Raw genomic sequence first — 13,319 nt, 5'->3', positions numbered from 1 at the left:
TCGCAATGGCGCGATGGAAGGTCCGGCTTCGCCGGATAGGTGTTCGCCGCCCGCCAACGAAACGGTGACGGACAGCGTTTTGGGTTGTGACATCACTCGGGAGATAGCCGATGACGATGGAGTTCGATTTGACCGCGCTGGAATTGCAGGGTGCCCTGCTCGTGTTGGCGGTGATCATCACCTTCGCCGCTATCGAGGGCTGGAAGGCCCGCTAACCGACTTCAAGGTTTCGCAAGGGTTCCGCTGCCGCCCCCCTCCGGCATGAACCCGACCGGAAAGGGGTAGGCGACCCGGCTCATGGCCGGGTCGTCTGCTCCATAATCTCCAACTGACCACGAATGGCGGCAATCAGCCGATGCGACGAATAGGGCTTGGTCAGTAATGCGGCGCCCATGTCCGCCGCTTCCACCGCCATGCCGCCATCCCCAGTCGCGAAGACCACCGACAAGGTCGGCCGGAGCTGGCGAGAGCGCTTGGCAAGCTCGATACCCGACTCGCCGGGCAGGTTGAGATCGGTCACCAGCACGTCGATCTGCGCGGTCTGAAGCGCGGTCATCGCCTCTTCCGCCGTGACCGCATGCACCACGACGAAACCCGCATCCTGCAAGGCCTCGGCGGTGCTGGCGCGGATCAGATCGTCATCCTCAACCAGCAGGATCGTGCGCCCGTCGTGCATTGGTCGGGGGGAGGGTTCTTCCGGACCCTTGACCTCACGCGCACTCTTGTCCTGCGATACGCCAAGCGAGGCCATCCGGCGCTGCTTCTGGTTGCCCAGCACATGGCGGAACTTCCGCGCCAGGGCTTCGCGGGTATAGGGCTTGGACAGCAGCTCGACACCCTTGTCGAGGCGACCGCCATGAACGATCGAATTTTCGGTATAGCCAGAGGTAAACAGAACCGCGATGTCGGGTAGGCGTTCGCGCGCCTTGCGGGCCAGTTCGGGGCTTTTGAGCGTGCCGGGCATGACGACATCGGTAAAGAGCATGTCGATCGGAATGCCGCTTTCGATGACGTTGAGCGCACTTTGTGCGTCCACCGCCTTCAAGACGCGATAGCCCAGGTCGGACAGCAATTCGACCACGGTGGCGCGCACTTCCGCATCGTCCTCGACGACCAGCACTGTTTCCGATCCACCGGTGATCGGGCCGGTGTCGACCGCGACCTCGACATCCTCCGCTTCCATCGCGCGGGGCAGATAGAGCTTGATCGTCGTGCCATGGCCGATCTCGGAATAGATCTTCACATGGCCGCCCGACTGTTTGACGAAGCCATAGACCATCGACAGCCCGAGCCCCGATCCCTTGCCCTCGCCCTTGGTCGAGAAAAAGGGTTCGAAGACCTTTTCGATGATGTCGTCCGACATGCCGCTGCCTGTGTCGGACACGGCGAGCATGACATATTGCCCCGGCGTCACCTCGTCATGGCTGCGGGCATATTCGTCGTCGAGATGGGCATTGCTCAACTCGATGGTCAGCTTGCCCTGACCCTCCATGGCATCGCGTGCGTTGATCGCGAGGTTCAGCAGCGCATTCTCGATCTGGTTGGGATCGATAAAGGTGTTCCACAGACCGCCACCGACGATCGTCTCGATCTCCACGCCCTCGCCGATTGCGCGGCGGAGCATATCGTCCATCCCCTGAACGAAACGGGTGACGTTGACGACCTTGGGCTCCAAGGCCTGCCGCCGTCCGAAGGCCAGCAATTGCGCCGCGAGCTTCGACCCGCGCGAGACGCCGGCCATCGCATTGGCGACCCGCTGTTCGGCGCGGTCGTTGCCGGCGACGTCCTTGCCCAGCAGTTGGAGATTGCCCGAGACGACTTGGAGCAGATTGTTGAAGTCGTGCGCGACGCCGCCGGTCAGCTTGCCGATCGTCTCCATCTTCTGGGCCTGGGCCAGCGCCTGTTCAGCCTGGCGGCGTTCGCTGATCTCCTCGATGACGCGGGTCTCCAGCGTCTCGTTGAGCTGGCGAAGCTGCGCCTCGGCACGCTCGCGGTGATGGACCTGTCGGGCCAGCACATTGGCCTGATCGCGAAGCGCCTGCTCGGCGGCGCGCTGTTCGGTGATGTCGGTATGGACGCCGACCCATTCGATCAACTCGCCGTCCGCCCCGATAATCGGCAGCGCACGGATCGCATAGGTACGCCATTCGCCATCGTGACGGCGGACGCGATGTTCGTGGACGAACATGCCCTTGACCGCGACCGCCTCATTCCAGGCGACGATCGAAGCCTCGGCATCGTCGGGGTGAACCGCGTTCGCCCAGCCGAAGCCCTGATAGTCTTCATAGGTCTGCCCGGTGATCGCCGCCCAGCCGGGTTGTTCGCCGACCATCCGACCATCCGCGCTGTTGGTCCACAGCACGCCGTGCACCGCGTCCATGGCCGCGCGGAAGCGGCGATTGCTGCGCTCGATCGCTTCGGCGTGGCGCATCCGTTCGTCCACGTCGAAGACCAGGATATGGAAGCCGATCACGCTGCCCGCCGCATCGCGGCGCGGGATGTAGCGCGTCTCTGCGCGCCGCCGACTGCCGTCGCGGTGATGCAGATGCACATCGGCCACCACTTCTTCGCCGGCAAGCGCACGCTCGATCAGCGGCAGACGATCGGCATAATCGGCATCTGTCAGGACATCGCCGATCCGCGTGCCGATCATAGCCTCGGGATCGATGCCGAGAAATTCGCGATAATGGTTGTTGGCGAAGCGATAGCGCTGGTCCCGGTCCACGAACGCGACCAGCACCGGCATCGAATCGGTGATCGTCCGCAATTCCGCTTCGCTCTCGGCCAGCCGTCGCTCCGCCGCGACCCGGCCCGTATTCTCGACGACGGTGCACATAACCCCGCCGACATCACCCTCGTTGAAATAGACCGGCGTGTAATAGAGGTCGAACACCACCTCTTCCTGAACGCCCGCTCGCGTGACGATCATCCTCTGATCGCGATAGGCGATCTCCTCGCCCTGGAAACCGCGCTCCAATATGTCACGGTTCCAGTCCCAGATTTCCGGCCAGACATCCGCCACGAGGCCGCCGAACGCTGCCGGGTGACGGGCACCTGCGATGGCCCGATAGGCGTCATTATAGATCATGACATGGGAGTCACCCCACATCAGTACCTTGGCGATGGGCGAATGCACGATGTTGGCGACCGTAGTCCGCAATTCACCCGGCCATTCGCACATCGAGCCGAGCGGCGTCGTCGACCAATCAAGGTCGCGCACCCGCTGCCCGCATTCGCCGCCACCGACCAGCCAGGCCTTCAGGTCCGCGGGCACGCTTTCGGCGCGCAGCCGGTCGATCGCGGCGAGCAGCAACGCCTGCTCGCTCGGAAACTGGCCCGTATCCAAGGCGTGGGTAACATATCGGTCGAGCTGCGGCGGGAGCGACAGCATGCGCGACTGGGAAGTGGTCATGGTTTCCGGCATGAGAAAGCTACATCTTCAAGTCAATCGGCACGGAGGCCAATCACGCTGATTTCCGTCAGATTTCAGCCCGGTGAACCTCATGCGCGCTCGGCGGGCATTTGGGGACGATGGGGCTCCAGGATCAGGGTCGATCCCTCCACCCGCCAACTTTTCAGTCGGGAAAGGAAGTTCATCCCCAGGACATCCGTCTCTCCGAATGCCGCCGACACCACCACCGGCACATTATCGGCGCGGATCGTCCCGATACGTAGCGACTGGACGCGCCCCGTCTGCGCCCGGATCATGCCGTTCGCGGTATTGAGCACCACCGGAAAGACGGGCGCGGAGGGGCGCAATCCGGCGGCGCGCGCGGTTTCCGTCGACAGCGCGGTCAGGGTCGCGCCGCTATCCACGAGCATCCGGCGGGTCACGCCATCGATCGTCACGCGCGCCCAGAAATGACCGTCCGGCGCCATGCGAATGCGCACGGTATCCCCGACGACGCTCTGATCCTGAAGATTGAGGATCTGCATCGCCCGCTGGATATAGGGATCGAACTGCTCGCGTTGTTGCAGCACGACGAACAGCAGGCCCGCCAGCAACACCCAACTGACCAGATTGATCGCCACGCGGAGGACCGGCACACGGCGCGCGACGATACCGGCGACGACGACCGCGATGACGATGATGACCAGGGGCGTCGGAACGCCCAGATCGGCAAACATGATTGTCCGAAGTCCTTGATCGACCCGAAGACCGGGCCCTGAGGACAGATGTTTAGCCGATCCTGTGTGTACAATAGCTGACCGCGGGAAAATCAGCCCTGATCGTGCATGCCCACTTCCGACGCGCTGAAACGACGCCCCCCGTACCAGCGGCGAAAGCTTCCATCCGGCTGCCGGTAATATAGGGCACCGTCATGGCGGACCGGTGCGCCGAGAGAACGATAGGCTGCCCAAATGCCATAGACCATGGCGACCACTGCCAGGACCTTGATCCACTCCATCGACTCGCCCTTTTTCTTGTTATGGAGCGAGGCTGATTGGAAATATGGTCGGTATCAAGAAAATAAGTTTTTGCAGTGCGGCCAAAATATGGCTTCAGTCATGGTGCAATGCAGCGCTTTCATCAGGAAACTGGCGGCTAAGCCAAGGCGAATGTTTCAGACCATAGCGTCGCATCCGGTCCGCGGCCTTGGAAATCCCGATCCGCGGTCCGGTCATGATCTGGGGCGATTCACCGGCATCCGTCAGGAGGAACGGCAGCTCGTTCAGCGAGGCACCGTCGAGCGTCAGATCAATAGCCAGCGCGGTACAAAGCCGTCCGGGACCGGAACATAGGAGCCGGGACGCCATCTCCAGGCCCCGTCGTTGCCGCATCACGTCCAGACCGAAACGCGGCTCGATCGCGCGGATGAGGACCGCGCTACCCGGCGTGCCGCAAACGATGTTCACGCAGCGGTGCAGGCCATATATGCGATAGACATAGGCGCGGCCGACCGGCCCGAACATCGCCGCATTGCGCCGTGTCCGGCCGACAAAGCTGTGCGAGGCAGGATCGGCCGCGTCATAGGCTTCGGTCTCCACGATCGGGCCGCCAACGCCATCGACGGTCAGGGTCACCCCGATCAACGCCTGGGCCACGGCGTCGACATCCTGCGTATAGAAATTCGGGGGCAGGGCCTGCACGACTTAGCCTGGATTGGAGAGCGAGCGCATTTCGTACCACACGGGCTTGTCCCTCAAAAGGTCAGCGATACGCTTCGACCCTTCGGGCAGCAGGACCTCCGTATCGCGCCAATCCACAAATCCATCCGCGTCCGCCAATCCAGCCAGCCGCAATCCGAAGACGCAGAGAAGCGTGCTATTTCCAAGCCGCCGTTCGAACGCGATTGCGCGGTCGCGACCATGGCCGGTGATCGAAAGAGGCCGATATTCGCCAGTGGTGAAGAGGTCGGGGTTCTTGCCCCTCAAGCCAAGAAGATCGGCGATCAGCGCTTGCTTGGCGACGCTGCAATCCGTCAGCGCGGCTTCGCGGGCTTCATAATCCACCGGTCGGCGATTGTCCGGATCGACGAGGCTCAGGTCGGCGAATTCGGTTCCCTGATAGCAATCGGGAATGCCGGGCGCCGTATAGCGCAAGGCAACTTGAACCAACGAGTTTGCCTCCGCCGCCGCACCGATACGGGTCAGCAGGGCTTCAACCCCTTCTCGGAAAGCGGCACCCGCCTCGTCCTCGATCAAGGTCTTGGCGAGCGCGTTGCAGCGGGCCTCATAATCGGTATCGGGCGCTTCCCAGGATGATCGCAGCTTGGCTTCGCGCAGCGCCTTTTCCTGCCATGCCGCGATACGCTCGGCGAAATCGCCCATGTCCTTGGGGGCAGGCCATGCGCCGACCAGTGTCTGGATCAGCATATACCAGTCGGCGGGATCGACCCCTTCCGAAAGCGACATGGTCTGTCGCTGCCAAAGCTCGATCTGCTCGCGCCATGTATCGGGTATCGCGCTCAGCACTGCCAGTCGTGCGCGAACATCCTCGCCGCGCTTATGGTCATGGGTCGCGGTGGTGAGCATGGCGTGGGGAAAGCGCTTGGCCCGACCCGCCATGCGTTCATGAAAGGCGGCGACGGACAGGCTCAACCGCCCGGCGTCGAAGCCCACATCGTTTCGCGAAAGCAGAATGGCGTGGCGATAAAAGGCGGTGTCCTCTACCGCCTTCGCCGCGATGGGCGCGGACAATTGCTGGAACCGCCTGACGGCCTCCGCCAGCAGGACGCGGTCGCCCGGCCCGCGACCGGACAGCCATTCCAGCACGCGGTCCACGACAAACCCCTCACCCGGCGGCACGTGGCGCTCGACGCGCTGGCGAACTGCGGCACGAACGGGTTCATCGGTGGCGGGGGCGTTCGGGCCATAGGTGCGATAGACCGCAAAAACCCAGAGCAATCGTTCGATCGCCCGACGCAACATCGCAGTAGTGATCGTGCCGGTCAGATCGGGCACAGAGGCAAGCAGCGCCGCGAACGAGGCGACGCACTGATCCATCTGCCCCGCAAATTGCCAGGCCAGCAGATCCTGCCGCGCCTGAAGTTCCTCGGGCCAGAATTCGACCGGTCGACCGCTCAACTGGCCCCATAATTCGCCGAGCGGGCGCGTCCCTTCCGGGGCATGGAGAAGCGCGGCGACCTCTTCCATGAAGTCGTATCCGCTGGTTCCGTCGACGCCCCAATCATCGCCCATCGCCTCGTCGGCGGCGAGGATTTTCTCGACTACGATATAGGCGCGATTGCCGTCGTCTCGATCGATGGCGTCGAAGCGTGCACGCAGCGTTCGGCAATATCCGATCGGATCGGTCAGCCCGTCGACATGATCGATCCGCACGCCATCGATCAGCCCCTCGCGATAGAGGCGAAAATACAGAGCGTGGCTTTCCTCGAAAACCTCGTCATCTTCGACGCGCAGTCCGGCAAGATCGTTGATCGTGAAGAAGCGCCGCCAGTTGAGTTCGTCATTCGACACCCGCCACGAGGCGAGGCGGTAATGCTGGCGCTCCAGCAAATCAGCCAGATCCGCCGTCTCCGCCCCGTCCTGATCCTCGTCGCGGATCGGCAGTCTATGTTCCCCATAGGCGACGATCCAGGCGCGTCCGTCCTGGCGTTCGACCATGATCTGTCCGTCGTCGATGACCTTCGGCAAAGGGTCGCCCAGGATCGGCAGAACGAGTTTCCTCGACCAGTCTATATCGAAGAAGCGTGCATAGCGGCTGGCCTGGCCATGGGTCAGCACGTCGTTCCACCAGCGATTGCCGCCGCCCGCCACGCCCATATGGTTCGGAACGATATCGATGATGACGCCCATAGCGCGGCGGCGGGCCGCTTCGGACAGGCTGCGGAACGCCGCTTCGCCACCCAGTTCGGGGTTGATCCGTGTCGGATCGATCACGTCATATCCATGCATCGACCCGGCCGCCGCGGTGGTGATCGGCGAGGCATAGACATGGCTGATTCCCAGCCGATCCAGATAGGGTAGCAAGGCCTCCGCCCTGGCGAAGGGGAAGCGCTTGTGGAACTGGAACCGATAAGTGGCGCGCGGCGTCATGGGCGCAATCCTTTGGGCAAGAAGCGGATCAGCGGGCGTTGAGAATGGCGATACGGCGCGCCGCATCGGGGTCGGCCAGGCGAGTGGCGAGATCGCCGGGGAGGCGACGGCGCCAATTGGGATGTTCGTCCGTGGTGCCGGGCAGATTGGGCTGCTCCTCCAGCGCCAGCAAATCCTCGACCGGCACGATGGCAAGTGGACAGGGCGTCGAGGCCACCGCGTGGATCGCCGCTTCGACGACCGGGGTCGCATCGTCGGGCTGAGGTGTGCCCTGACCAACCATGTCCCAGAGTGACGTTCGTTCCTTGCCGCGATTTTGTTCGTCGTCGGGAGAAACGGGCTTTCCGGCAATCCGAGCCCGCCACGTCAGGTCGCGGCCCTGCCACCAACCCGCAACGGTCGGGATGTCATGGGTCGCGGTCATCGCAATCGCCTGTTCGTCCCAGCGTTCGGGGGGCGTGAACCCGCCATGCTGATCGCGCTCGAACGGCAGGACGCGCATGCCCAGCATCCCGGCACCCGCCATCACGTCGCGGAAGCCGGGTGGGACGGTGCCCAGATCCTCACCGATCACGATCGCGCCGCGCCCGCCATTTGCCCGGTGCGCCTCGATCTTCAGGATGCGCAGCATGTCGGCGAACGGCATCGCCAGATAGGTACCCTGATCGGCAGGGGCTCCATCGGGAACGACCCAGAGGCGACAAAGCCCCAGCGCATGATCGATACGAATGCCGCCAGCATGGGCTAAGACGGCGCGGAGGGTGTCGATGAAGGGCGCGAAACCCTGACGCCGCAGCGCGAAGGGGGAGAGGGCGGTAATCCCCCAATTCTGCCCGTCCGGCCCCAGAGGATCGGGGGGGGCGCCGATCGACAGGCCGGTCAACAAATCCTGTGGTCGGCTCCAGCCGTCGGCGCCGTTGGCCGCGACCCCGATCGCAAGGTCGGCGATCAGCCCGATCGCCATGCCGCTTTGTCGTGCCGCTTCCGCCGCTGCCTCCAGCGCGCGCTCCGCATGCCACTGCGCAAAGGCATGGAAGCGGATGGCATCCTGATGCTCCTCGGCGAAGCGCGCCACGGCGTCCCCGTTGGGATCGCGATAGGCGACTGGCCAGTCGGGCCAGCCGGCGGCGCGGTCGCGCTGATGGAAATAGGCGTGCAGCGTGTCGTAAAGCGCCTGCGCCGCCAGCCGTTCGCCCGCCTGTCGCCGCCATTCGGCAAAGGCCTGCTCTTCCGACCCGGAAAGCCGATCATAGGCCAATCGCAAATCCCGCATCCGGTCGGGCGCGGTGCTGGGCCAGTCGATCAGGTCATCGTCTTGCGGGACGGGCTCGCCAGCGGGCGCGAGCCAGATGTTACGGAACAGGCGGCTCGACGGGGCATAGGGGCTGAACCGGCTCGCATCCGCCGGGAACAACGCATGAACCGGACTGATCGCCAGCGCGGCGGCCCCGGCCCGCCCCAATGTCGAGGCGGCGGCGGCGAGGCTGGCGAAGTCGCCATAAGCCCCGCCCCCTTCGCGCAGGGAAGGGATCTGGACCGCGCTTCCCCAATGCCGTCCCGACGGGGGAGCGGGGCATCGCGGCGGCGCGATGGCGAGCGTCAGCGCACGCCCCGCCTGTTCCAGTCTATGATAGCCGCATATGGCCTGCGCCGGCGGGCGAACGCCATCTCGATGCTCTTCCAGCATGACTGACAGGGTCACGCCGTCTTCCCGCGTCAACTGCGCGGCTCCGGCCCGCCACCCATGCGGCAGTGCGACACTCTGTTCCGCATCGCCCGAGACGAAGGTCACTTCCCCCGTTTCGATGTCCAACCGTTCGAGGATGGCCGACAGCACATCGTCAGACACGCGCTGGGTCTTTCCCTTGGCGTCTTCCCATTCGAGCGACAGTCCTGCCGCCTCTGCGCGGGCGAGGAGATCGCTCATGTCGCGATCCATGCCGCGAAGCGATCGCCTTCACGAAAGATCGGGTCACCGTCTTCGCCGTCGGGGAGGACGGGCGTATCGCTGAGGTCGATGGCGATGGTCAGGATCGCGCCGTCCGCCATTCGCCAGCGCGCCTTGACCCCTGCGGTGCCATGGACGTCCGCCACCAGACCGACCGCGCCTTGCAAGCGTGGTACGATGTGGGCGCAACGCAGGCTCAGCAATTCGCGATACAATGCACGCCATTCGCCGGCGGCCGGACCCGGTTTGGGGATCGACGCCTCGAAGGTGGCGAGGGCGTTGGGGTCCGGGATTTTCTCGCGCGCTTCCGCGTCGGCAAAGGCGTCGAATTTGGCGAATTCGCGGCGTCGCCCTTCACGCACCGCGTCGGCAAGTTCGTCGTGGAAATCGGTGAAGAACAGGAACGGGCTCTCGCTCCCTTCATCCTCGCCCATGAACAACAGGGGTATCTGTGGGCCGAGCAGCAGCAGGGCCGTGGCGGCGCGCAGCTTGTCACGATCGGTCAGGTGGATCAGCCGCTCGCCCATGGCCCGGTTGCCGACCTGATCGTGATTTTGCAGAAAGGCGACGAAGGCCGTGCTCGGCAAATGGCCGGAAGGCTTGCCACGGGGCGCGCCGTCATGATTGGCCGAGCCTTCGCCCTGATAGATGAACCCGTCTTTCAGACAGCGTGCGAGGCGTTCCGCCGGGCGATCCGCAAAGTCGCCATAATAGGCACTCGTCTCGCCAGTCAGAAGGACGTGCAGGACATTGTGGAAGTCGTCGTTCCACTGCGCGTCATAGCGTCCTGGCCCCAGCCGCTCGGCATCGTTCTTCTCGTTCTCCAGCACCAGATGGACATGGCGTTCGGGCAGGGCAGCACGGATTTCGGTCGCCATGCGATCGAGAAAGCCGTCATTGGCGATGGCATGAACCGCGTCGAAGCGCAGTCCGTCGATCCGATAGTCGCGCAACCACATCAGCGCGTTATCGACGAAGAAGCGATGCACCGGGTCCGCATCCACCGCCACCGCCCCGCCCCAGGGCGTGTCCACGTCCGGGTCGAAAAAGGCACGGGCATAGGCGTTCAGGTAATTTCCGTCGGGCCCGAAGTGATTATACACCACATCGAGGAAGACGGAGACGCCCAGCGCATGGGCGCTGTCCACCAGCGTCTTCAACTCGGCGGGTGAGCCATAAGGCTCCGCCACGGCATAAGGCAGCACGCCGTCATAACCCCAGTTGCGCGTGCCTCCGAACGCGTTGACCGGCATCAGTTCGATCGCGGTGATCCCGGACGCGGCGATGGCGGGCAGGCTATCGCGGATGCCCGCAAAGCCGCCTAGCGCGCCCGCATGGACCTCCAACAGGACCGTTTCCTCCCACGGCCGTCCGCGCCATTCGGTCGCGCTCCAGGCAAAGGCCGGATCGACGACCACGCTCCAGCCATGGACGCCGCCGGACTGAAGGCGCGAGGCGGGATCGGGCACCGCCAGCTCGGCGTCCAGCCGGAAGCGATAGCGCGTCCCCGCTCCGGCAGGCGCGTCGGCGTGGAACCAGCCTTCGCCATCGCGGCGCATGGGAACCGAGGGAGCACCATCGATTTCCAGCGTCACCGCATCCCGGTCCGGCGCCCAGAGGCGAAAGACGGTGTCCGCGCCCTCGCGTAGTTGGGGGCCCCAATGCGTCATGCCGCGACCACATCGCGCCAGGTGATCAGCACCGCGCTCTGCGGCCCGACTTCATAGCTGTCGTCAATCTCGACCTCGCCCTGTTCGGGCTTGGCGCTGTCGATCAGGACGGTGCGGGTGGCGTGGGGCGGGGGCAGGGTGAAGGTGATCGGATCGGGCGAGGCGTTGAGCAGCAGCGATACCGCCTCCACCGATCCATCCTCGGTCGCGGTGGCGCGCCGCATCATCAGCGCGCGGCCATCGGGATTGTCCCAATCCCCAGGGCTCAACTGTTCGCCGCGCTCGTCCCACCATTCGATGTCGTTGATGCCATGGCCCGGCGTATCCTGACCGTACAGGAAGTGCGGCGCGCGCAGGACCTGATAGCGGCGGCGTAATTCGGCCAGCCTGGCGGTGAAGGCGATCATCGTCTCGCCCTCTTCCGACGCCGCGGCCTTCCAATCGAGCCAACTGATCTCGTTATCCTGGCAATAGGCGTTGTTGTTGCCCTGCTGAGTCCGGCCGAACTCGTCCCCCGCCACGATCATCGGCGTTCCGAGCGACACGAACAAGGTGGTCATCATCGACCGCATCACGCGCCCGCGTGCGGCGTTGATGCTTGCGTCCTCGGTCGGCCCTTCGGCGCCCCAGTTGCGGGAATAGTTTTCGGAATGGCCGTCGCGATTGTCTTCCTTGTTCGCTTCGTTGTGGCGCTCCTCGTACATCACGGTATCGGCCAAAGTGAAACCGTCATGCGCCGCGAGCATGTTGAGGCTGGCCCAGGGGCGCCGCGCCCGGCGGTCGAACAGGTCGCCCGAGCCGGACAGCCGCGCCGCGAGTTCGCCGCGCTGCCCCGCATCGCCGCGCCAGAACTTACGGACGGTGTCGCGATATTTGTCGTTCCACTCCGAGAAGCCAGGCGGAAAGTTGCCGAGCTGATAGCCGCCGGGGCCCACATCCCATGGCTCGGTCAGGAGCTTGAGACGACCCAGGACCGGGTCCTGCCGAAGCACGTCGAAAAAGGCCGAGCCGGGGTCGAACCCGTCCACCTCACGCCCCAGCGTCAGGCCAAGGTCGAAGCGGAAGCCGTCCACGCCGAAGCTGGTCGCCCAGTAACGCAGCGAGTCCGCCACCATCTGGATAACGCGCGCCTTGGACAGGTTCAGCGTGTTGCCGGTACCGGTATCGTTGATCGTGTAGCGTGGCTGATCCTGTACCAGCCGATAATAGCTGGCATTGTCGAGGCCGCGCCAGGAAAGGGTCGGGCCCTTTTCCGAGCCTTCGCAGGTGTGGTTGTAGACGACGTCGAGGATCACCTCGATCCCCGCCTTGTGGAGGCGGTGCACCGCCCGGCGCAGCTCGTCCTGGGTATCGCTCGCGAAATAGGCCTGCTCGGGAGCGAAGAAGCCCAGCGTGTTATAGCCCCAATAGTTGCGCAGCCCCTTTTCCTGAAGGAAGCGATCCTGAGTGAAGCTATGGATCGGCAGCAACTCGATCGCCGTGACGCCGATCCGCTTCAGATGCTTGATGACCGCCGGGTGGCCGAGCCCGGCATACGTGCCGCGCTCACGCGGGGGCACAAGCTCCATCAGCTTAGTCAGGCCCTTGACATGCGCTTCGTAAATGACCGTCTCGGACCAGGGGGTGTTCGGTTTGACGTCGCGCGACCAGTCGAAATGATCGTCCACCACGACCGCCTTGGGCATGGCGGCGGCACTGTCCCGCTTGTCGAAGCTGAGATCTTCTTTCTTGGACCGGATCTGATAGCCGTGCAGCGCATCGGTCCACTTGATCTCGCCATGCAGCTTGCGTGCATAGGGGTCGAGAAGCAGCTTGTTGGGGTTGAAACGATGGCCCGCCTCCGGCTCATAGCGGCCATGCGCGCGGTATCCGTATAATAGGCCGGGGCCGACATCGGGCAGATAGCCGTGCCATACCTCATCGGTGCACTCGGGAAGCGTGTAGCGCTTGAGTTCGCGCTTGCCTTGGGAATCGAACACGCAAAGCTCGATCCTGTCGGCATTGGCCGAGAATACGGCGAAATTCACGCCTTCACCGTCGAAGGTGGCGCCCAGCGGATGGGCGGAACCGGAAAGAATCTGGTCGGGCAATGCGGTCAAGGAAGCTCTCCGGCAAAAGTCGGACGACTATGCGACAGGTCAACACGGCAGGATTGCGGAACACGCGGGGAGGGGCCCCGACGACCGCCGTTAAGGTGGCGC

8 protein-coding genes are annotated in these 13,319 nt (G+C 64.2%); all 8 read right to left on the bottom strand.

The genetic code is table 11. The features are described from left to right. Positions 1-295 precede the first annotated feature (295 nt). A complete protein-coding gene (locus ACWPWT_RS17915) occupies positions 296-3,412 on the bottom strand; it encodes a PAS domain-containing protein (protein ID WP_454280809.1) in 3,117 nt (1,038 codons plus the stop codon). 89 nt (positions 3,413-3,501) lie between these two features. Next, positions 3,502-4,128, bottom strand: coding sequence for a retropepsin-like aspartic protease family protein (locus ACWPWT_RS17910; protein WP_454280808.1), 627 nt, complete (start codon positions 4,126-4,128; stop codon positions 3,502-3,504). Positions 4,129-4,220: 92 nt separating this feature from the next. After that, positions 4,221-4,409 carry a hypothetical protein gene (locus ACWPWT_RS17905; protein ID WP_261269590.1) on the bottom strand — a complete coding sequence of 63 codons (189 nt, stop codon included), beginning with the start codon at positions 4,407-4,409 and terminating at the stop codon, positions 4,221-4,223. A gap of 94 nt (positions 4,410-4,503) precedes the next feature. Then, complete coding sequence (locus tag ACWPWT_RS17900) at positions 4,504-5,091, bottom strand: DNA-3-methyladenine glycosylase (RefSeq protein ID WP_454280807.1); 588 nt, start codon at positions 5,089-5,091, stop codon at positions 4,504-4,506. A gap of 3 nt (positions 5,092-5,094) precedes the next feature. Then, positions 5,095-7,500, bottom strand: coding sequence for a malto-oligosyltrehalose synthase (gene treY / locus ACWPWT_RS17895; RefSeq protein WP_454280806.1), 2,406 nt, complete (start codon positions 7,498-7,500; stop codon positions 5,095-5,097). Positions 7,501-7,528: 28 nt separating this feature from the next. Continuing rightward, on the bottom strand, positions 7,529-9,427 hold the full coding sequence (gene malQ / locus ACWPWT_RS17890; protein ID WP_454280805.1) for a 4-alpha-glucanotransferase: 1,899 nt from the start codon (positions 9,425-9,427) through the stop codon (positions 7,529-7,531). Beyond that, positions 9,424-11,118 carry a malto-oligosyltrehalose trehalohydrolase gene (gene treZ, locus ACWPWT_RS17885; RefSeq protein WP_454280804.1) on the bottom strand — a complete coding sequence of 565 codons (1,695 nt, stop codon included), beginning with the start codon at positions 11,116-11,118 and terminating at the stop codon, positions 9,424-9,426. The genes malQ and treZ overlap by 4 nt, the downstream gene beginning before the upstream one ends. Then, complete coding sequence (glgX, locus tag ACWPWT_RS17880; protein WP_454280803.1) at positions 11,115-13,217, bottom strand: glycogen debranching protein GlgX; 2,103 nt, start codon at positions 13,215-13,217, stop codon at positions 11,115-11,117. Before glgX ends, treZ begins: the two co-directional genes overlap by 4 nt. Between the last annotated feature and the right edge of the window lie 102 nt (positions 13,218-13,319).

Source organism: Sphingomonas sp. Marseille-Q8236, from assembly GCF_965112005.1.
The sequence above is the reverse complement of the archived record's forward strand: the minus strand, read 5'-3'. Positions and strand labels throughout refer to the sequence as shown.

Coding starts and splice junctions, on each gene's coding strand:
- ACWPWT_RS17910 (WP_454280808.1), bottom strand. CDS start 4,128: ATGTTTGCCGATCTGGGCGTTCCGACGCCCCTGGTCATCATCGTCATC.
- ACWPWT_RS17905 (WP_261269590.1), bottom strand. CDS start 4,409: ATGGAGTGGATCAAGGTCCTGGCAGTGGTCGCCATGGTCTATGGCATT.
- treZ (WP_454280804.1), bottom strand. CDS start 11,118: ATGACGCATTGGGGCCCCCAACTACGCGAGGGCGCGGACACCGTCTTT.
- treY (WP_454280806.1), bottom strand. CDS start 7,500: ATGACGCCGCGCGCCACTTATCGGTTCCAGTTCCACAAGCGCTTCCCC.
- malQ (WP_454280805.1), bottom strand. CDS start 9,427: ATGAGCGATCTCCTCGCCCGCGCAGAGGCGGCAGGACTGTCGCTCGAA.
- ACWPWT_RS17915 (WP_454280809.1), bottom strand. CDS start 3,412: ATGACCACTTCCCAGTCGCGCATGCTGTCGCTCCCGCCGCAGCTCGAC.